Here is a 20,316-nt window from a genome sequence, read left to right as displayed (position 1 = left end):
GCGGCCTTCATCGTAGGAGCAACGGCACACGGGGGCCACGGTGCCTCTGCCTCACCGGCCGCCGGCGCGCGCGGAGGGTGCCTCGCCGGGTGCCGCGCCGCCCGCCGGCGCGCGCGGACGGCGATCCGCTCCTCCCCCGGCCCTCCGGCACCGGGCGGGCGCCGCCCGCGGCCGGCACCGCGGCCCGCTCCCGCCCGTAGGGGCCATCCCCCAGAACTCCCCTACCGCGTCGGCCAGTTGGTCCGGTGCGGTTCAGGGCCCGCGCCCTCCCCGGTGATGATCCGCGGCGAGGCGCGGTGCCCGAATGATGGGGCGGCACCCACCACCCGCCCCTTTGGGCAGCAGATGCGCACCCGTCCCTCCGTCCTCGCCGCCTGCCTCGTCCTGGCGCTCGGCGCCGGGCCGCCGGCCGTACCGGCGTTCGCCTCCCCGGAGCGGGCGGCCACCGCACCGCCCGCCGCCCGCACGGCCGGACCGGACGAGGCGGCCCTGCGCGCCGCGCTCACCGGACTCCCCGACGACGCGGCCACCTCGGCGCTGGTCCGGGTCGGCGGCACCCGCGGCGCCTGGCACGGCAGCGCGGGCGTGCGGGACCGGACCAGCGGCCGGCCGGCGGACCCGGTCGCCCGCTTCCGGGCCGGGTCGACGACGAAAGTCGTGACGGCCGCCGTCGTGCTGCGGCTCGCGGCGGAGGGGAGGGTGGACCTCGGCACGCCCGTGCGGCGCTACCTGCCCGGACTGCTCACCCGGGACTTCCGGCCGGTCACCGTGCGGCAGCTGCTCAACCACACCAGCGGCATCCGGCCGGGCGACGGCTTCGGGGACTCCTTCGAGGAGCAGTACTCCCACCGCTTCGACGCACTGACGCCCCGTCAGGTGGTGGCGTCGGCGGTGGCGAAGGGCCCGGAATTCCGCCCCGGCGGGCGTCAGCACTATCTGAACATCAACTACACGATCCTCGGCCTGCTGATCGAGAAGGTGACGGGACGGACGTACGCCGCCGAGGCCGCACGGCTCGTGCTGCGCCCCGCCGGCATGCGGGACACGTACTTTCCGGGCTCCGACCCCGTGATCCAGGGCCCGCACCACCGCGGCTACCAGGCGGTACCGCGGCCGGACGGCACGGCGCGGTTCGTCGACGTCACCGACTGGAACGTCGCCGACCGGTGGGCGGCCGGTGACGTGATCTCGACGACGGCCGATCTGGAGCGCCTGGTCACCGCGCTCTTCCGGGGCCGGATCGTGCCCGGGCCGCAACTGCGGGAGATGTTCCGGGTCCCGCACGTGGAGGGGGCCACGTACAGCGCGGGGCTCCAGCGCTTCACGCACGAGGGCGAGGTCTACTGGGGCAAGTCGGGCGCCCGGCCCGGCTACAGCACCGCGATCGCCGCCTCCCGCGACCTGGGCCGCACCCTCGTCTACTCGGTCACCGCGACCGACGCCAAAGCCGAGACGATGAATCCGGACGCCGAGCGGATCGTCGCGGCCGCCCTGCGCTGGCCCGGCCGCGACCGCGCCGCGCACGCCCCCGGGCCGCCCGCGCCCCGCGGCCCTCCGTCGCGCACGGGCGGGACGCCGTGCCCCCGGCCCCCGGCGCCCGGCGGCACGGCGACACCGCGGCCCCGGACGGAAGTCCCGTCCGGGGCCGCGGGGCGGGGGCGCTACCGCCGCGGGCTCACGCGTCCAGCGACGTCATGACGTGCTTGACGCGGGTGTAGTCCTCGAAGCCGTACGCCGACAGGTCCTTGCCGTAGCCGGACTTCTTGAAGCCGCCGTGCGGCATCTCGGCGACCAGCGGGATGTGGGTGTTGATCCACACGCAGCCGAAGTCGAGCTTCTTGGACATCCGCATGGCGCGGCCGTGGTCCTTGGTCCACACCGAGGAGGCGAGGGCGTACTCGACGCCGTTGGCGTACTCCACGGCCTGGTCCTCGTCCGTGAAGGACTGGACGGTGATGACGGGGCCGAAGACCTCGTTCTGGATGATCTCGTCGTCCTGCTTCAGGCCCGAGACGACGGTCGGCGCGTAGAAGTAGCCCTTGTCGCCGACCCGCTGGCCGCCCGCCTCGACCTTGGCGTGGGCGGGCAGCCGCTCGATGAAGCCGGCCACCTGCTTGAGCTGGTTGGGGTTGTTGAGCGGGCCGTACAGCACGTCCTCGTCGTCGGGCATGCCGGTCTTGGTCTCGGAGGCGGCCTTCGCCAGCGCGGCCACGAACTCGTCGTGGATGGACTCCTGGACCAGGACGCGGGTGGCGGCCGTGCAGTCCTGGCCGGCGTTGAAGAAGCCCGCCATGGAGATGTCCTCGACGGCCTTGGCGATGTCGGTGTCCTCGAAGACGACGACCGGGGCCTTGCCGCCCAGCTCCAGGTGGACCCGCTTGAGGTCCTTGGAGGCGGACTCGGCGACCGACATGCCGGCCCGCACGGAACCGGTGATGGAGGCCATCGCCGGAGTCGGGTGCTCGACCATCGTCCGGCCGGTGTCGCGGTCGCCGCAGATGACGTTGAAGACGCCCTTGGGAAGGATCGAGCCGATGATCTCGGCCATCAGGACCGTGGAGGCGGGGGTGGTGTCCGAGGGCTTGAGCACCACGGTGTTGCCCGCCGCGATCGCCGGGGCGAACTTCCACACGGCCATCATCATCGGGTAGTTCCACGGCGCGACCTGCGCGCAGACGCCGACCGGCTCGCGGCGGATGATGGAGGTGAGGCCCTCCATGTACTCGCCGGCCGAGCGGCCCTCCAGCATCCGGGCCGCGCCCGCGAAGAAGCGGATCTGGTCGACCATCGGCGGGATCTCCTCGGAGCGGACCAGCCCGATGGGCTTGCCCGTGTTCTCCACCTCCGCCGCGATCAGTTCCTCGGCGCGCTCCTCGAACGCGTCCGCGATCTTCAGGAGGGCCTTCTGCCGCTCGGCCGGGGTCGTGTCGCGCCAGCCCGGGAAGGCCGCCGCGGCGGCCGCCATCGCGGCGTCCACGTCCGTCTGCCCGGACAGGGGCGCGGTCGCGTACGCCTCGCCCGTGGCGGGGTTGACCACCTCGGTGGTCCGTCCGTCGGCGGCGTCCCGGAACTCACCGTCGACGTAGTTACGGAGCTTGCGCAGCCGTCCCAGCTCGGTGCTCACTGCCGGCCCTCCAAGTTCGGGGTGTCCAATCACTGAGACACCCACCCTAGTCCGTGGCCCCACGTTTTCAACACCCCCGCTCCCCTCCGGATTGCGAAATCCGCAGGCTTGGACACCTCAAACAACGAAATACATCACTGTCGCCTTGCAAAACTGTCGAGACGTCGTGCACAGTGAGGTGGTGGCCAGTCGAAGCGCAGACCCCAGGGACTCCCGGGACTCCCGCGAGTCCGTCCGCGAGCCCCACCGTGAATCCAGGAACGGCAGCTCGCCGCACCTGGACGCCGTCTCCCTCGCCATCATCGAGCAGCTCCAGCAGGACGGCCGCCGGCCGTACGCCGCCATCGGCAAGGCCGTCGGCCTGTCCGAGGCGGCCGTGCGCCAGCGCGTCCAGAAGCTGCTCGACCAGGGCGTGATGCAGATCGTCGCCGTGACGGACCCGCTGACCGTGGGCTTCCGCCGGCAGGCGATGGTCGGGATCAACGTCGAGGGCGACGTGGAGTCCGTGGCCGACGCGCTGACCGCCATGCCCGAGTGCGAGTACGTCGTGATGACCGCCGGCTCCTTCGACCTGATGGTGGAGATCGTCTGCGAGGACGACGACCACCTGCTGGAGGTCATCAACCGCCGCATCCGGGCCGTCCCCGGAGTGCGCTCCACCGAGAGCTTCGTCTACCTCAAGCTCAAGAAGCAGACCTACATGTGGGGAACCCGATAGCCGTGAGCACCGCCCATCCCAAGGACCTCAGCAAGTCCGCGTACGACCACCTGTGGATGCACTTCACCCGCATGTCCTCGTACGAGAACTCCCCCGTTCCGACCATCGTCCGGGGCGAGGGCACCTACATCTACGACGACCAGGGCAAGCGCTACCTCGACGGTCTCGCCGGCCTGTTCGTGGTCCAGGCGGGCCACGGCCGCACCGAGCTCGCCGAGACCGCGCTGAAGCAGGCGCAGGAGCTCGCCTTCTTCCCGATCTGGTCCTACGCCCACCCCAAGGCCGTCGAGCTCGCCGAGCGCCTGGCGGGCGAGGCCCCCGGCGACCTGAACAAGGTCTTCTTCACCACCGGCGGCGGCGAGGCGGTGGAGACCGCCTGGAAGCTGGCCAAGCAGTACTTCAAGCTGGTCGGCAAGCCCACCAAGCACAAGGTCATATCCCGCGCGGTCGCCTACCACGGCACCCCGCAGGGCGCCCTGTCCATCACCGGCCTGCCGGGCCTGAAGGCCCCCTTCGAGCCGCTGGTGCCGGGCGCGCACAAGGTCCCGAACACCAACATCTACCGCGCCCCGCTCTTCGGCGACGACCCCGAGGCCTTCGGCCGCTGGGCCGCCGACCAGATCGAGCAGCAGATCCTCTTCGAGGGCCCGGACACGGTCGCGGCCGTCTTCCTGGAACCGGTCCAGAACGCCGGCGGCTGCTTCCCGCCGCCGCCCGGCTACTTCCAGCGCGTGCGCGAGATCTGCGACCAGTACGACGTCCTGCTCGTGTCCGACGAGGTCATCTGCGCCTTCGGCCGCCTGGGCACCACGTTCGCCTGCGACAAGTTCGGCTACGTCCCGGACATGATCACCTGCGCCAAGGGCATGACCTCGGGCTACTCCCCGATCGGCGCCTGCATCATCTCCGACCGCCTGGCCGAGCCGTTCTACAAGGGCGACAACACCTTCCTGCACGGCTACACCTTCGGCGGCCACCCGGTGTCGGCGGCCGTGGCCCTGGCCAACCTCGACCTGTTCGAGCGGGAGAACCTCAACCAGCACGTGCTGGACAACGAGGCGGCGTTCCGCTCCACGCTGGAGAGGCTGTACGACCTGCCGATCGTCGGCGACGTCCGCGGCAACGGCTACTTCTACGGCATCGAGCTGGTCAAGGACAAGAACACCAAGGAGACCTTCAACGACGAGGAGACCGAGCGCGTCCTGTACGGCTTCCTCTCCAAGGCGCTCTTCGACAACGGCCTGTACTGCCGCGCCGACGACCGCGGTGACCCGGTCGTCCAGCTCGCCCCGCCGCTGATCTCCGACCAGGGGACCTTCGACGAGATCGAGCAGATCCTGCGCGCCACCCTGTCGGAGGCGTGGACGAAGCTCTGATCAGGCTTCGCGATCTTCATCTAGGAGGATCGGCTGCGGCCCCGGTGCCGTCCGTTCGAGTGAGAAACGGGCGCCCGGGGCCGCGTGCTGTCCGGCCTGCCCGCCCGTCCTGCCTAGCGTGCCCAGTGACCGATCGGCCCTGCCGTCGTTCCCCCGGACGGGGGATTTCGCGACAGCGCACGGCATTTCTCGATCCGAACCGAGGTGTACGCCATGGTGGCCCCGCCGGAGAACGACGTGCTCTGGGCACGCGCCCTGCACTTCCAGCACCACGACGGCTCGCCCGCGCTCTGCGGCGTCTCGCTCGGCGTCCGGCAGGGCGAGATCCTGGCGGTGAGCGGCCCGCGCGGCAGCGGCAAGACCACACTGCTGCGCTGCCTGTCCGGCCTGGTACGCCCGCGCAGCGGCGAGGTCTGGTGCACCGGCGTGCCGCTGCACTCGCTGGGCCCGCTGCGCCGGGAACGGCTGCGCCGCAACCATTTCGCCTGGATCGACCCGGCACCGGTGCTCGTCCCCGAGCTGACCGTGTGGGAGAACGCGGCCCTGCCGCTGATGCTGCGCGGCACCGCCCGGCGCCGGGCCAAGAGCGCCGCCCTGGAGTGGCTGGAGCGCCTCGACGTCGGCGACCGGGCCCGCAGCCACCCGCGGGAGCTGCACCAGGCCGAGCGGCAGCGGGTGTGCATCGCCCGCGCCCTCGCCGTCGCGCCCGCGGTCCTCTTCGCCGACGAGCCGACGGCACCGCTGCACCGCGCCGACCGCGCCCAGGTCCTGCGCACCCTGACCACGGCCGCCCGTTCGCACGGCCTCACGGTCGTCCTCGCCACGCACGATCCGCAGACCGCGGCCGTGGCCGACCGCACCGTGCCGCTGCTCGACGGCCGGCCGGTGGACACCGTGCACCTGCCGCCCGCCCCCGACCCCACCGCCGCGACGGAAGGCCGGGCCGCGTGCTCGCTCTCCGTCTGAGCCGCGCCGCCCACCTCGCCGTCCAGCTGCGCCGCCTGCTGGTGACGGCGGCCTCGGCGGGCACGGGCTTCCTGCTGCTGTGCGCCCTCGGCCACGCGCTGAGCCACCCGGGCTCCCCCGCCGCCTCCCTGTCCCGCCTGGCCTGGTGCGCGGCGCCGCTGGCCGCCACGGTGTACTTCGCCCTGGCCGTCGCCCGCACCGACCCCGGCACCCGCCCCCGCCCGGGCCTGTCGGCGATCGGCCTGGGGCCCGGCCGCCTCATGGCGATCTCGGCGATGTCCACGGCCCTGTCCTGCTCCCTGGGCTCGGTGCTGGCGCTGCTGTACTTCTTCCATCTGCGCGGCGACCTCGGCGGCCCGCCCCTCGACGGCGACGGCGGTGACGTCCTCGCCGCCGGCCGGCCCCTGCCCCTCCCGGCGGCCCTGACCCTGCTGGCGCTCGTCCCGGCGACCGCGTCGGCGGCGGTCGCGCTGGCACTGCGCCCCCGCGATCCCCGTCCCGGCCCGGCCAGGGCCCGCCGGTACGGCCGCTTCGGCGCCTACGGGTTCGGCGCGGCGCGCGAGACCTTCGGGGCGTACGGGCGGTTCGGCGCCCATCGCGGGGCGGGCGGGGCCGCGGGCCCTCGTACGCTCGCCGCCGTCATCGCCGGGGACCCGGCGGCCTCCGTTCCCGGGGCGGCGGTGACGGCCAGCGCGCCGGGGGCGGCCGCGCGGGAAGCGGCGGCGCCCGGCGTACGGGCGCCGGTCACCCCGGCGGACGGCGACCCGCCGGCGGCGGACGCCGCGGCCGGCCCCCCCGCCCCCCGCCAGGCGGCAGCCGTCCTGCCCTGGGGCGTCACCCTGCTCGCCGCGGGCCTCGCCGTGGAGACCTACGCGAGCCGCACCGCCCCCGACACCGCCGCCCCGGCGGCCGGTGTCCTGGCCGGCTGGGTCCTGACCGCCCTCGGACTGGCCCTGGCCGGGCCCGGCCTGACCCACCTGTGCGGCCGCCTGCTGCAGTCCGGTCACCCGGGCGCCCTGCGCCTGCTGGCCGGCCGGATGCTGATGGAGGAGGCGGGCCGCGTCGGCCGCCCTCTCGGCGTGGTGTGCGCGGTGGCGTCGGCGGCGTACGCGGCGGCGGCCCTGTCCGCCGGGCCACCGGACTTCGGGCCGCTCGGGACCCTCGGCGCCCTGATGGTGGCTGGCTGCACCGTGGCCACGCTGCTCACCAAGGCCGTCGAGGCCAGGCAGGCCCGCGCGGACACCGCGGCCGCGCTGCGGCGCCTCGGGGCACCCGGCACGATGCTGCGCACCGCCGCCGTCCTGCGCGCCGCCGCCCTGCTGGCGCTGTTCGCCCCGCTGACCCTGCTCGTGGCCGAGCTGGCGGCGCTTCCGCTGGCCCGTCCGTGAACGACGGGCCGTCACCCGCCGCCGAAAAAAAGATCGAGGAATTCTCCGGATCGGCGATGAGTTCCGCCCGGGCCCCCGGTCTACCCCTGCGAACGGCATGACGCCACCGTGATTCCAAAGGGAGAGACCCGGATGTACCAGCAGATGATCTTCGTGAACCTGGCCACCGACGACCTCGACGCCTCGAAGAAGTTCTTCACCGAGCTGGGCTACACGATCAACCCCCAGTTCAGCGACGACTCCACCGCGTCGATCCCGCTCAGCGACACCATCGTCACGCTGCTGCACACCCGGGAGAAGTACGCCGTGTTCACGAAGAAGGAGATCGTGGACTCGAAGAAGAACAGCGAGGTGCTGCTGGCGCTGAGCGCCGAGAGCCGCGAGAAGGTCGACGAGATGGTGGAGAAGGCGGTGGCGGCCGGCGGCTCGGTCACCGGCGAGACGCAGGACCACGGCTTCATGTACGGCCGCGCCTTCGAGGACCTCGACGGCCACACCTGGGAGGTCGTGTGGATGGACCCGGCCGCCGTCCAGGGCTGACACTGGCCTCTCCTGGCGCTGACACAGGCCTCTCCTAGCATGGGCGGGTGCATCCGACACCCGCCCAGCCGCCCGCCCAGCCGCCCCGCGCCGCCCACGACCGGGAGATCGAGACCCTCGCCGAGTTCGACGAGGTGGTCTCCGCGCACGGCACCCTGTCCCGCTACCGCGTCCAGGCCGTCGACCTGACGGAGCGTACGGACGTCCTGCTCCGCGTCGACGCCGCGGGCGCCGTCTTCCTCGGCTGCCCGATGGACCCGGAGGCGGCGGCCCGGGTGCGCGCCGCCGGCGCCCTGGTCTTCCCGCCGATACCCGGCCTGCCCTTCGACCCCTACCGCGGGCACCTCTACGCACCCGGCGAGCTGTACGCCCGCCTCGGCGAGGGGTACGAGGCGACGCCCGACGCGCGCGCGTACGCCTGGTTCCAGGCGACGAAGGCGGACGGGGACGTGTTCGCCTCCATGCTGCGCGCGGTCCACGACGACTCCGTCTCCGACGCCCTCGACGAACTCCTCGCCGGTGCCCGGGTGGTGGGCGTGATGGGCGGCCACGCGATGGCGCGCGGCTCCCGGGAGTACGCGGGCGCCGCGCGGCTGGGCCGCGAACTGGCCCGGGCGGGCTTCACGGTGGCCACGGGCGGCGGCCCGGGCGCGATGGAGGCGGCCAACCTCGGCGCCTACGCGGCCCCGTTCGACGACGGGATGCTGGGGGACGCCCTGAGTCTGCTCGCCAAGGCCCCCTCGTTCGCGCCGTCGGTCACCGACTGGGCGCGGGCGGCGTTCGAGGTGCGCGAGCGCTGGCCGCGCGGCGGTGCCTCGGTCGCCCTCCCGACCTGGTTCTACGGCCACGAACCGCCGAACGCGTTCGCCGAGCACATCGCCAAGTACTTCTCCAACGCCACCCGCGAGGACGGCCTGCTGGCCCGCTGCACCGCGGGGGTGGTGTTCCTGCCGGGCGCCGCCGGGACCGTACAGGAGGTGTTCGACAACGCGACGCCGAACTACTACGGCTCGCGGGGCGAGCCCACGCCCATGGTGCTGGTGGACCGGGCGCACTGGACGGAGCGGCTGCCGGCGTGGCCGCTGCTGGCATCGCTCGCCCGGGAACGGCCGATGGAGGCCCGGATCGCCCTGGTCGACCGGATCGAGGAGGCCCCCGCGGCGCTGAAACGCCTCGGCGGTTAATAAGAGGGCAAAGCCAACTCCCTTGCGGGACGGATGCGTTGACACTGCTGGAGCAGTACTCGTAGACCTGTGGGTCTGCTGGGGGCACTGATGTCGCGTCGGCGATGCCCCGGTGCCCTGCCCACCCCCCGCATCCACGCATCCCGTAAGGACCAACGTGGCAGTCCTGTCTTTCCTCAGCCGCCCGGCGTCCCGCCGCGGCGTCATACGTCCCGTGCGCGCCCTCGGTGTCGCCGCCGCCTCCGCCGCCCTCGTCGCCGGCGCCGCCGGCACCGCGCTGGCCTGTGACATCAGCGAGTTCTCCGCCGCCGCGACGTGCGACGGCGGCAAGGGCGTCATCACCGTCACCGACGCGGACCCCTCCGGCGTCCCGGCCACCGTCGCCGTCTTCCTGCACGGCGACGGCGCCGATGTGAAGGTCGGCGAGCAGGTCGTCAAGGGGTCCCGTGAGGGCACCACCATCGTCTTCGCCGAGGACTGGAAGCCGAACGCCCGGTACCGCGTCCACGTCAAGGCCGCGGGGTACGTCGACGAGGACATCGAGCCGCACCTCGTGACCCCCGCCACCGCCTGCGCGGCGCCTCAGTCTCCGGCCCCGGCGCCCACGCCGACGCCGACGCCGTCGGAGAGCACCTCCGCCCCGGCCGGGGAGACCGGCGCCCCGGCCCCGTCGTCCCCGTCCGCCTCCGTCAGCGAGAGCACAGCTCCGGCCGGGGGCGCGGGCAGCGCGCCGTCCCCGGCCGGTGAGGCCGGCCTCGCCGAGACCGGCGCCGGCTCCCGTACCGGCCTGATCGCCGGTATCGCCGCCGCCCTGGTCGTGATCGGCGGCGGTGCGGTGTTCCTCGGCATGCGCCGCCGCGGGGCGAAAAGCGACCGCTGACGCACCGCGCCGTGCGGCCCGCCCCCGGACCGGGGGCGGGCCGCACCCTCATCCGAAGCTGGCCCGCTCCAGCCAGAGGTCCAGCAGCTCCCGCTCGCCGAGCACCTCCAGCCCCGGCGTCTCCACGGGCAGCCTGCGGTAGAAGGCGAGCAGGAGGGGGGTCAGCGGCCCGCGGAGCGCGACGGTCGCCTTCTCGTGGCCGCGCCGCCAGGCGACACCGTCCCCGGTCAGCTCGATCAGCCACTCGGCGTCCAGCTCGGGCGCGGTGTCGGTGGCGTGGAGATGGATACTGCGCCCGGGGCCGCGCAGCTCCCGCACCGAGGCGCCTTCCGGCAGCACCCGCTGCATGAACCGTACGATCTCCAGCCACTCGTCGATCGCGTCGGCGGCCACCTCGGGCGCGACCTCGAACGGGTGGCCGGCGGCCAGCACCGCGTCGGCCCGGTGGACGACCAGTTCATGGGTCATCCGGCGGGCCCAGAACCCGGTGGTGTGCGTCGCGCCCCAGGTCCACACCTTCACGTCGGGCCCGGCCTCCCGCAGCGCGGCGACCACCGCCTCGCCGGACTCGGCCAGCCACGCGTCCAGCGCCGCGGCGTCCCCCCGGGCCGGCGGCCCGTCGCCCCCGGGCACCCGCTCCACGGGGATCTCCTCCCCCGCCCGGGTGCGCACCAGCAGCTCCACCCAGCGCAGGGCCCCGCCGGTGTGCCGTATCAGCTCCTCCAGCGTCCAGTCGGGACAGGTCGGCACGGTCGCGGACAGGTCGGCGCCGGAAGTGATCAGGTCTCTGAACTTCCGTACCTGTTCGGTGATTTCGTCGCAGTAGCGGTCGTGGGCAAGGAGTGTCATGCCCCGCACCCTACGGCGGTCCGGTCAGCCGAGCACCACGATGTCGGCCGGGTCGAACTCCACCCCGGCCTCCGCCCCGACCTCCGGCGCCGCCCGCAGCGCGCACGCGGCCTCCAGCGAGGGCGCGTCCCCCGGCTGGAGCCGGACGGCGACATGGGTACCCCGGAAGGTGCGCGCGGCGACCGTGCAGCGCAGCCCCTCGCCGGGGGGCACCAGACGCACGCCCGCGGGCCGCACCAGCAGGGTGCGCGCCCCCTGCGGGGCGTCCCCGGGAACCGGCACCTTGCCCCAGGGGGTGTCCGCGGCCTGCCCGGTGACGGTCGCCTCCACGACGTTCTCGAAGCCGAGGAAGCGGGCCACGAACGCGTCGGCGGGCCGCTGCCACACCTCCAGGGGCGTCCCCGACTGGGCGATCCGCCCCTCCCGCATCACCACCACCCGGTCGGCGAGCGCGAACGCCTCGCCCTGGTCGTGCGTCACGGCGAGCACCGTGGTGCCCAGCCGGCCGAACAGCTCCCGCAGCTCGACGACGAGCCGCTCCCGCAGCGAGCGGTCGAGCTGGCCGAGCGGCTCGTCCAGCATCAGCAGGCGCGGCCGGGGGGCCAGTGCCCGGGCCAGCGCCACCCGCTGCTGCTCCCCGCCGGACAGTGCGGCGACGGCCCGCCGGGCGGCCCCCGGCAGGCCGACCAGTTCCAGCAACTCCCGTACGCGATCGCTCTGTTCCGCGCGCGGCACTCCGCGGGCGCGCAACCCGAAGGCGACGTTGCCGCCCACGTCCCGCTGCGGGAACAGCTGGTGGTCCTGGAACATCAGCCCCACCTCGCGCCGGTGCGCGGGCACGCCCGCCTGGTCCCGCCCGCCGAGCAGGACCGCCCCGGCGTCCAGCGGCTGGAGTCCGGCGACCGCCCGCAGCAGCGTCGACTTGCCGCTGCCGCTCGGCCCGAGCACGCACACGGTCTCGTGCTCGGCGACCTCGAGGTCGACGGCGTCCAGCACGGCCCGCCCGCCGAAGCGGACGGTCGCGCCCCGAAGGCTGAGCAGCATCCCTAGAACTCCCCGGTCCGGTCGGTCCGCAGCCGCTCCAGCACCAGCAGGGCCACCGCGCACACCACCATCAGAATCGTCGACAGGGCCATCGCCTGCCCGTAGTTGGTCTCGCCCGGCCGTCCCAGCAGCCGTGCCACCGCGACCGGCAGCGTCGGGTTGTCGGGCCGGGCGATGAACACGGTCGCCCCGAACTCGCCCAGCGACACCGCGAAGGCGAACCCGGCGGCGACCAGCAGCGCCCGCCGCACCAGCGGCAGATCGACCTCGCGCCACACCCGCCACGGGGACGCGCCGAGCACCGCGGCGGCCTCCCGCAGCCGGGGGTCCACCGCCCGCAGCACCGGCAGCATGGTCCGCACCACGAAGGGGACGCCGACCAGGGCCTGCGCGAGCGGCACCAGGATCCAGGAGCTTCTGAGGTCTAGCGGCGGTTCGTCCAGCGCGATCAGGAAACCGAAGCCGACGGTCACCGCCGACACCCCGAGGGGCAGCATCAGCAGCGCGTCGAACCCGCGTACGAGGCGGCCCGCGTCCCGCCGGGTGAGCGCGGTCGCGGCGAGGCCGCCGATCACCACGGCGATGGCGGTGGCGGCGACGGCGTACTGGAGGGAGGTGCCGATCGCCTCGATCGGGGGGACCAGGAAGACGCCGCTGTCCGCGCTGGTCAGCGCCCGGTACGAGGCGAAGCCGGGCGCGTCCAGCGACCGCTCGACCAGCACCGCGAGCGGCAGCACCAGCAACACGGCTACGGTGACGAGGACACCGGCGAGCAGCGCCCACTGTCCCGCCCCGCGCGGCCGGCGCGCGGTCAGGGAGGCGTCCACCAGCCGCAGCGCGGTCTCCCGCCGCCGTACGGTCCGGGCGTGCACGGCGAGGATCGCGCCGACCGCGACGAACTGGATCATCGTCAGCACGGCGGCCGTCGACAGGTCGAAGACGTCGGCGGTCTGCCGGTAGATCTCCACCTCCAGGGTGGCGAAGGCGGGCCCGCCGAGGATCTGGACGACGCCGAAGGAGGTGAAGGTGAACAGGAACACCATCAGCGCGGCGGCGGCCACGGCGGGCGCCAGCGCGGGCAGGGTGACCGTGCGCCAGGCCGCCGTGCGCGAGGCGCCGAGCATCCGCGCCGCCTCCTCCTGCCGCGGGTCGAGCTGCGCCCACAGCCCGCCGACGGTGCGGACGACGACGGCGTAGTTGAAGAAGACGTGGGCGAGCAGGATCGCCCACACGGTGGTGTCCAGCCGTACGCCCCACAGCTCGTCCAGCAGCCCGCCCCGCCCGACCAGCGCGAGGAAGGCGGTCCCGACGACGACCGTCGGCAGCACGAACGGCACGGTCACCACGGCCCGCAGCACCTTTTTGCCGGGGAAGTCCAGGCGGGCGAAGACGTACGCGCCGGGCAGCGCGACCAGCAGGGTCAGCGCGGTGGAGACCAGCGCCTGCCAGGTGGTGAACCACAGCACGTGCCGGACGCCGGAGTCCGCCAGCACCTGGCCGATCCGCCCGAGGTGCCAGCCGTCGCCGTCCTTCAGCCCCCGCCCGACGATCGCGACGACGGGATAGGCGAAGAAGACCGCGAAGAACGCGACGGGCCCGGCCATGAGCGCGAGCCGCGCCGCGGCCTGGCGCCGCCGCCCGCGGGCGGCTACTTCAGAACGAGCGAGGTCCACGACTTGACCCACTCGTCACGGTGGTCGGCGATCTCGTCCGGGTCCATGGTCTGCGGGTTCTTCGCCTGCGGCCCGAACTTCGCGAAGTCCTCCGGCACCTTCGCGTCGTCCCGCACCGGGTAGACGAACATGTTCAGCGGCAGGTCGTCCTGGAACCGCTTGCCGATCAGGAAGTCCAGCAGCGCCTTGCCGCCCTCGGGGTTCTCGGCGTTGCTCAGCAGTCCGGCGTACTCCACCTGGCGGAAGCAGGTGTTGGAGGCGATGCCCGTGGGCGCCGTGTCGGGCCGGGGGTCGGCGTAGATCACCTCGGCGGGCGGCGAGGAGGCGTACGACACGACCAGCGGGCGGTCGGCCTTGGCCTTCTTGCCGGCGGCGGAGCCGGAGAACTCCTCGTTGTAGGCCTGCTCCCAGCCGTCGACCACCTTGACGCCGTTGGCCTTCAGCTTCTTCCAGTACTCCGGCCAGCCGTCGCCGTAGCGGGCGGCGGTGCCGAGGAGGAAGCCGAGGCCGGGCGAGGAGGTGGCGGCGTTCTCGGTGACCAGGAGGTTCTTGTACTCCGGCTTGATCAGGTCGTCGAAGGAGGCGGGCGGGGTGAGCCTGTGCTCGCCGAACCACTCCTTGTCGTAGTTGACGCAGATGTCACCGGTGTCGATGGGGGTGACCCGGTGCCGTTCCCCGTCGGCCCGGTACTCCGGCCCGATCCGGTCGGCGTCCTTCGGCTCGTACGGCTGGAAGAGCCCGTTGTCCAGCGCCCGCGACAGCAGGGTGTTGTCGACGCCGAAGAAGACGTCGCCCTGCGGGTTGTCCTTGGTCAGGATCGCCTTGTTCACGGCCTGGCCCGCGTCGCCGTCCTTGAGGACCCTGACCCGGTAACCGGACTCCTTCTCGAAGGCGGCGATCACGTCCTTCGACGCGGCCCACGAGTCATGGCTGACCAGCGTCACGGTCTTCGGGTCGCCGGATTCCCCGCCACCGCCGGACGACCCGCACGCCGAGAGCGTGACCAGGCCGAGTCCCACGGCCAGGATCGCGGCCTTCTTGGTGATGCCCACTGATGTCCTCCTGGGTGACCAGGAAGAGACGCGGCCCTGCCCAGACCCCCTGGAAGGTGCCCCGGGCAGGGCGCAACAGCTCGAGTGATGACCGATCTCCCTACCCAGAATGACCTGGGCCAGGTTCGGAGGGTCTGCGGCCGGTGCCGCACTCTCAGCGCTGTGGCGCTCCCCTGTCGGAATATGCGGATGTGGTGATGGTGTGCGTTCTTACGGTGGTCAGGTTACCGTTCGCTCGCGGCGAGCTGTCCGCACGCCCCGTCGATCTCCTGCCCACGGGTGTCCCGGATGGTGACCGGCACACCATGGGCGGCGATCGCCTCCACGAACGCCTTCTCGTCCTCGGGCCGCGAGGCGGTCCACTTCGAGCCGGGCGTCGGGTTGAGCGGGATCAGGTTGACGTGCACCGGCTTGCCCTTGAGCAGCCGGCCGAGCCGGTCACCGCGCCACGCCTGGTCGTTGATGTCCCGGATCAGCGCGTACTCGATGGAGAGCCGCCGGCCGGACTTCGCGGCGTACTCGAACCCGGCGTCCAGCACCTCGCGCACCTTCCACCGCGTGTTCACGGGGACGAGGGTGTCGCGCAGCTCGTCGTCGGGCGCGTGCAGCGAGATCGCCAGACGGCACTTGAAGCCCTCGTCGGCGAAGCGGTGGATGGCCGGGACCAGGCCCACCGTCGAGACGGTGATGCCGCGCTGCGACAGGCCCACCCCGTCGGGCTCGGGGTCGGTGAGCCTGCGGATGGCCCCGACGACCCGGTTGTAGTTGGCGAGCGGCTCGCCCATGCCCATGAAGACGATGTTGGACAGCCGGGCCGGACCGCCCGGCACCTCGCCGTCCCTGAGGGCCCGCATGCCGTCCACGATCTGGTGCACGATCTCCGCGGTGGACAGGTTCCGGTCCAGGCCGGCCTGTCCGGTGGCGCAGAACGGGCAGTTCATGCCGCAGCCCGCCTGCGAGCTGATGCACATGGTCACCCGGTCCGGGTAGCGCATGAGCACCGACTCGACGAGGGTGCCGTCGAACAGCCGCCACAGCGTCTTGCGGGTGGTCCCCTGGTCGGTCGACAGGTGCCGCACCACCGTCATCAGCTCCGGCAGCAGCGCCTCCCGGAGCTTGCCGCGGGAGCCGGCCGGGATGTCGGTCCACTGCTCCGGCTCGTGCGCGTACCGCGCGAAGTAGTGCTGCGAGAGCTGCTTGGCGCGAAACGGCTTCTCGCCGATCGCGGCGACGGCCTCCTTGCGCTCGGCGGGCGTGAGGTCGGCAAGGTGCCGCGGCGGCTTCTTGGCTCCGCGCGGGGCGACGAAAGTGAGTTCTCCGGGCTTAGGCATGGCGTTACCAGTGTCGCAGATCCACTTGGGTGACCCGCGGGCGTCACTCGCTACGGCTGTCGGTAGTAGCCGTCGCCGGTCGCCGTGGACGGCCCCGGACGGCCCGGAGACGGCCGGCGGAGATCACTCGCCGGCTCTCAGTCAGGGCAGGAGCGGGAGCATCTGAGTACACGTGCTCATGTGAAACACCGACGGGCCCACCATGCTGGGGCGCGTGCCGGTCGGCCGATGGCCGCCTTCAAGCGGAACCGTGGGAGGCGCGGAGCACGTGAGCGAGCCGCCGACCGGCCTGCGAAGCGGGGTCAGCATCGCACTGCTCGTCATCGACCTCTTGGTCCTCGCTTGGTTGCCGTACGGCTGTGGGACTTCCGGCTTGACGAGGCGGACAAAGCTGTAACAGCTCCTGGCCGATACGGGTCTTGGCCTCGGTGAGCCTCCGTGGTGGTCTTGCAGCGACGCGCACACGAGGGGGCAGGGTGCAGCCACTGGCAGGCGACTTGGCGAGGAACCGTCCGGGCGACGCGGTACGGCGCAAGATCCTGGAGTTACAGCCGAACCCACTGCTGAGACTGGTGGGACGCTGGTCTCCTCGGTCGGAGATTCGTAGCTGGTCGGATGGGCTGGTGGGAGAGCGCGTCACCGGCCGGCGGCTGGACAGGCTGCGCGGGCGCGGCTGGTACACGCTCCACGCCATTCAGTGGACCAGCGGCGCCGACATCGACCATCTCGCCATCGGTCCCGCCGGCGTCTTCTCCATCAATTCCAAACGGCACCGCGGCAAGTCCGTCTGGTACGGCGATGCGGCCATCACGGTGAACGGGGTGGCGCAGCGCCACATCGCGGTGAGCCAGTCGGAAGCGCGCCGAGTATCGCGCGCCTTGTCCCGCCGCTGCGGGCTCGTTGTCCGGGTCCGCCCGGTGATCTCCGTGGTGCACGCGGCGAAGCTCAAGGTCAAGAACACGAACCCGCCGGTGCTCGTCCTCGATGTGGAGCACCTGGAGCGAGTCCTCTCGGGGCTGACGCCCGAGCTATCGGCCGGCCAGGTGGCGCATGTCTACAGCGTGGCGCGGGACGCGCGGACATGGGGCCGCTGATCAGACTCCGATGCCATAGCCGAGTACCTGGGGCTGCCGCGATCAGAGCTTCCTCGATCGCGCCGCTCAACAGTCGGTCGACGCGGTAGGTCTGACGTAGGACTTCGAGAGGGTCCGATGTCCCTGCCAGCCGGGGTGTGGCTCGGGGGTCCGCCGCGAGCCGGCAGAGGTCCCGCGCGGCCTGGGGCGCCGGCACGTGACCCCAACAAGGCCCCTACCCGCGCCGAACGCGCTGGCAGGGGGCTTGTCGCTGCCCGGCTACCGCCAGTTCTCCGGGCTTAGGCATGGCTCTGCCCGTGTCACAGGCGCGCGAAGCGGGGCCCGCCGTCCTGTGGACGGCGGGCCCCGCTTCACAGAAGTCGCGGGTCAGCCCGCGCCGACGAACACCACCAGGAGCAGCCAGACCACCGGCGCCGTGGGCAGCAGCGAGTCCAGGCGGTCCATGATGCCGCCGTGGCCGGGCAGCAGCGAACCCATGTCCTTGATGCCCAGGTCCCGCTTGATCATCGACTCGCCGAGGTCGCCGAGCGTGGCGCTGGCCGCGACCGCGAGGCCGAGCAGCAGGCCCTGCCACCAGGAGCCGCCGTCGATCAGGAACTGCATGAAGAGCGCGCCCGCGGCCATCGCGAACGCGACGGCCCCGAGCAGGCCCTCACGGGTCTTGCCGGGGCTGATGCGGGGCGCGAGCTTCTTGCGGCCGAAGCGCCAGCCGACGGCGTAGGCGCCGGTGTCGCTGACGACCGTCAGCACCAGGAAGGTCAGGACGCGGGCCGGGCCGTCGTCCGCCGTCAGCATCAGCGCCACGAACGTGGCGAGGAACGGCACGTAGAAGGCGGCGAAGACGCCCGCCGTGACGTCCTTCAGATAGTTCTCGGGCGGTTCGGTCATGCGCCAGACCAGCACCGCCAGCGCGGTCAGCGCCATCGCCACCCAGGCGGCCTCGGGGCCGCCCGCGTACCCGGCGACGACCATGGCGGCGCCGCCGACGGCGAGCGGCACCAGGGGCGCCTTGATGCCCTTGCGCTCCTGGAGCCGTTTGTTCAGCTCCCACAGGCCGACCACGACGGCGACCGCGATCACACCGACGAAGACGGCCTTGACGATGAAGAGCGACGCGACGATCACCGCGCCGAGTCCGAGCCCGACCCCTATCGCGGCACCCAGGTCGCGCCCCGCGCTCTTCTTCTGCGGGGGCGCCGGCTGCGGGGCGTCGGGCATGGGCTCCGGATTCTGCGGCACGGCCCCGGAGGGCGGTGCCTGCGGCGTGTCGTGGGGCCGCGGCTGCGGCGCGTCGTACGGGTCGGTCCGCGGCGGTCCGTACGGTCCCGGCCGCGGTGTCCCGTACGGCCGCGGCTGCGGCGTCCCGTCGCGGAACAAGGGGCCGCTCAGCCGAGCGGCCCCCCGGTCGTCATCCTGGTCTCCGCCGTGTTCGGGTACGTCGGGCACGATGGGCATGGGGCGAGTCTGCTGCGCGTGCTGCGCATCGTACGCGGGACCCGCCGGGGCCGCCGCTCGGGCGGGCCCCCGGTCGGTGGGCTCCCAGTACCCGGCTTGCGGCGGCGCCCCCCAGGAAGAGTCGTTCATCAGACCTCGAGCAGCTCCGCTTCCTTGTGCTTCAGGAGCTCGTCCACCTGGGCGACGTACTTGGCGGTGGTGTCGTCGAGTTCCTTCTCCGCGCGGCGGCCCTCGTCCTCGCCGACCTCGCCGTCCTTGACCAGCTTGTCGATGGCGTCCTTGGCCTTGCGGCGCACGGAACGGATGGAGACCTTGGCGTCCTCGCCCTTGCCCTTGGCGACCTTGATGTACTCGCGGCGGCGCTCCTCGGTCAGCTCGGGGAACACCACGCGGATGATGTTGCCGTCGTTGCTCGGGTTGACGCCCAGATCGGAGTCGCGGATGGCCTGCTCGATGTTGCGCAGGGCGCTCTTGTCGAAGGGGGTCACCACGGCCATGCGCGGCTCGGGCACGGAGAACGAGGCCAGCTGGTTGATCGGCGTCGGCGCGCCGTAGTAGTCGGCCACGATCTTGTTGAACATCGCCGGGTGCGCACGGCCCGTGCGGATCGCGGCGAAGTCCTCCTTGGCGACCACGACGGCCTTCTCCATCTTCTCCTCGGCCTCGAGGAGGGTCTCTTCGATCACCACTTGCTCCTGCGTGTCTTGAGTAGGCCCGGCTGCGGTTCCTTGTCGGGGGCGGCGGCCGGCTGCGTCGCGTCTTCTTCCTGCACGGTTCCCGACCGGCAGGACATTGTCCATCCCCCGGCCCGGCTCCGTCCCGTCCGTCCCTCTTACAGGTGGTACGGACAGGGCGGTGCCCGAAGACGGGGGCGGGTGGGGAGTCAGTCCCGGCTGCCCTCGTCGCCCACCAGCGTGCCGATCTTCTCACCCTTGACGGCGCGGGCGATATTGCCCTCCTTCAAAAGCTCGAAGACCACGATCGGGAGCCTGTTGTCACGGCAGAGGGTGACGGCCGTGGCGTCGGCGACCTTCAGGTCGCGGGTGATGACCTCGCCGTAGCCGAGCGCGTCGAACTTGACCGCGTCGGGGTTGGTCTTCGGGTCGGAGTCGTAGACGCCGTCGACGCCGTTCTTGCCCATCAGCAGCGCCTCGGCGTCGATCTCCAGGGCGCGCTGGGCGGCGGTGGTGTCGGTGGAGAAGTACGGCATGCCCATGCCCGCGCCGAAGATGACGACGCGGCCCTTCTCCAGGTGGCGCACGGCGCGCAGCGGGATGTACGGCTCGGCGACCTGGCCCATGGTGATGGCGGTCTGCACGCGGCAGTCGACGCCTTCCTTCTCCAGGAAGTCCTGTAGGGCGAGGCAGTTCATGACGGTGCCGAGCATGCCCATGTAGTCGGACCGGGCGCGGTCCATGCCACGCACCTGGAGCTCCGCGCCCCGGAAGAAGTTGCCTCCGCCGATGACGATCGCGATCTGCGCGCCGTCCCGGACGACGGCCGCGATCTCGCGGGCGATGGCGTGCACCACGTCGGGGTCGACGCCCAGGCCGCCGCCACCGGAGAAGGCCTCTCCGGACAGCTTCAGCAGAAACCGGCCGCGTACTTTGCCGTCGTCGCTCTTGTCGGCCTTGGTGGTCAT

General features: G+C 72.6%; 17 protein-coding genes, 1 pseudogene and 1 riboswitch. Of the genes and pseudogenes, 9 read left to right on the top strand and 9 right to left on the bottom strand.

Annotated features, from left to right (window positions below; all coding sequences use genetic code 11):
* Positions 1-345 precede the first annotated feature (345 nt).
* Positions 346-1,497: pseudogene (locus tag AB0L74_RS09680) on the top strand (serine hydrolase domain-containing protein); the annotation flags it as partial.
* 178 nt (positions 1,498-1,675) lie between these two features.
* On the opposite strand, the gene AB0L74_RS09675 reads toward AB0L74_RS09680, so the two are convergent.
* On the bottom strand, positions 1,676-3,124 hold the full coding sequence (locus AB0L74_RS09675; RefSeq protein WP_365647935.1) for a gamma-aminobutyraldehyde dehydrogenase: 1,449 nt from the start codon (positions 3,122-3,124) through the stop codon (positions 1,676-1,678).
* 166 nt (positions 3,125-3,290) lie between these two features.
* Here AB0L74_RS09675 and AB0L74_RS09670 point away from each other — a divergent pair, with 166 nt between their 5' ends.
* From AB0L74_RS09670 to AB0L74_RS09640, 7 genes are all read left to right on the top strand, one after another.
* Positions 3,291-3,842, top strand: coding sequence for an Lrp/AsnC family transcriptional regulator (locus tag AB0L74_RS09670; protein WP_365647932.1), 552 nt, complete (start codon positions 3,291-3,293; stop codon positions 3,840-3,842).
* A 2-nt stretch (positions 3,843-3,844) separates the two neighbouring features.
* Positions 3,845-5,218 (top strand): aspartate aminotransferase family protein, encoded by a 1,374-nt coding sequence (locus AB0L74_RS09665; protein ID WP_365647929.1) that lies wholly within the window; start codon positions 3,845-3,847, stop codon positions 5,216-5,218.
* Positions 5,219-5,431: 213 nt separating this feature from the next.
* Positions 5,432-6,184, top strand: coding sequence for an ATP-binding cassette domain-containing protein (locus AB0L74_RS09660; protein WP_365647926.1), 753 nt, complete (start codon positions 5,432-5,434; stop codon positions 6,182-6,184).
* Complete coding sequence (locus tag AB0L74_RS09655) at positions 6,166-7,572, top strand: hypothetical protein (protein WP_365647923.1); 1,407 nt, start codon at positions 6,166-6,168, stop codon at positions 7,570-7,572. Before AB0L74_RS09660 ends, AB0L74_RS09655 begins: the two co-directional genes overlap by 19 nt.
* A 132-nt stretch (positions 7,573-7,704) precedes the next feature.
* Positions 7,705-8,112, top strand: a complete 408-nt coding sequence (locus AB0L74_RS09650; RefSeq protein WP_365647920.1) for a VOC family protein — start codon at positions 7,705-7,707, stop codon at positions 8,110-8,112.
* A gap of 47 nt (positions 8,113-8,159) precedes the next feature.
* A complete protein-coding gene (locus AB0L74_RS09645; RefSeq protein WP_365647918.1) occupies positions 8,160-9,296 on the top strand; it encodes a Rossmann fold nucleotide-binding protein in 1,137 nt (378 codons plus the stop codon).
* A 157-nt stretch (positions 9,297-9,453) separates the two neighbouring features.
* Entirely contained in the window at positions 9,454-10,176 is a 723-nt protein-coding gene (locus AB0L74_RS09640) for an LAETG motif-containing sortase-dependent surface protein (RefSeq protein ID WP_365647915.1), read from the top strand.
* Between the two features lie 48 nt (positions 10,177-10,224).
* Here AB0L74_RS09640 and AB0L74_RS09635 read toward each other — a convergent pair whose 3' ends face one another.
* From AB0L74_RS09635 to rlmN, 5 genes are all read right to left on the bottom strand, one after another.
* Positions 10,225-11,025 carry a maleylpyruvate isomerase family mycothiol-dependent enzyme gene (locus AB0L74_RS09635; protein WP_365647912.1) on the bottom strand — a complete coding sequence of 267 codons (801 nt, stop codon included), beginning with the start codon at positions 11,023-11,025 and terminating at the stop codon, positions 10,225-10,227.
* Between the two features lie 24 nt (positions 11,026-11,049).
* Positions 11,050-12,069, bottom strand: coding sequence for an ABC transporter ATP-binding protein (locus AB0L74_RS09630; protein WP_365647910.1), 1,020 nt, complete (start codon positions 12,067-12,069; stop codon positions 11,050-11,052).
* A 2-nt stretch (positions 12,070-12,071) separates the two neighbouring features.
* The gene (locus tag AB0L74_RS09625; protein WP_365647907.1) at positions 12,072-13,742 is read right to left on the bottom strand and encodes an iron ABC transporter permease; all 1,671 of its coding nucleotides are present in this window, start codon (positions 13,740-13,742) and stop codon (positions 12,072-12,074) included.
* On the bottom strand, positions 13,718-14,794 hold the full coding sequence (locus AB0L74_RS09620) for a thiamine ABC transporter substrate-binding protein (protein WP_365647904.1): 1,077 nt from the start codon (positions 14,792-14,794) through the stop codon (positions 13,718-13,720). Before AB0L74_RS09620 ends, AB0L74_RS09625 begins: the two co-directional genes overlap by 25 nt.
* Positions 14,795-14,873: 79 nt before the next feature.
* Positions 14,874-14,979: riboswitch (TPP riboswitch) on the bottom strand.
* A gap of 39 nt (positions 14,980-15,018) precedes the next feature.
* Positions 15,019-16,125, bottom strand: coding sequence for a 23S rRNA (adenine(2503)-C(2))-methyltransferase RlmN (gene rlmN, locus AB0L74_RS09615; RefSeq protein WP_365647901.1), 1,107 nt, complete (start codon positions 16,123-16,125; stop codon positions 15,019-15,021).
* A 623-nt stretch (positions 16,126-16,748) separates the two neighbouring features.
* Here rlmN and AB0L74_RS09610 point away from each other — a divergent pair.
* Positions 16,749-17,219, top strand: a complete 471-nt coding sequence (locus AB0L74_RS09610) for a nuclease-related domain-containing protein (RefSeq protein ID WP_365647898.1) — start codon at positions 16,749-16,751, stop codon at positions 17,217-17,219.
* A gap of 366 nt (positions 17,220-17,585) precedes the next feature.
* On the opposite strand, the gene AB0L74_RS09605 is transcribed toward AB0L74_RS09610, so the two are convergent.
* From AB0L74_RS09605 to pyrH, 3 genes are all read right to left on the bottom strand, one after another.
* Positions 17,586-18,803, bottom strand: a complete 1,218-nt coding sequence (locus AB0L74_RS09605; RefSeq protein WP_365647895.1) for a phosphatidate cytidylyltransferase — start codon at positions 18,801-18,803, stop codon at positions 17,586-17,588.
* A complete protein-coding gene (gene frr / locus AB0L74_RS09600) occupies positions 18,803-19,360 on the bottom strand; it encodes a ribosome recycling factor (RefSeq protein ID WP_044388432.1) in 558 nt (185 codons plus the stop codon). The genes AB0L74_RS09605 and frr overlap by 1 nt, the downstream gene beginning before the upstream one ends.
* A 197-nt stretch (positions 19,361-19,557) precedes the next feature.
* Complete coding sequence (gene pyrH, locus AB0L74_RS09595) at positions 19,558-20,316, bottom strand: UMP kinase (RefSeq protein ID WP_365647892.1); 759 nt, start codon at positions 20,314-20,316, stop codon at positions 19,558-19,560.

This window comes from Streptomyces sp. NPDC052020 (genome assembly GCF_040680575.1).
GTDB lineage: Bacteria > Actinomycetota > Actinomycetes > Streptomycetales > Streptomycetaceae > Streptomyces.
This window is presented reverse-complemented; position numbering and strand designations above follow the sequence as displayed.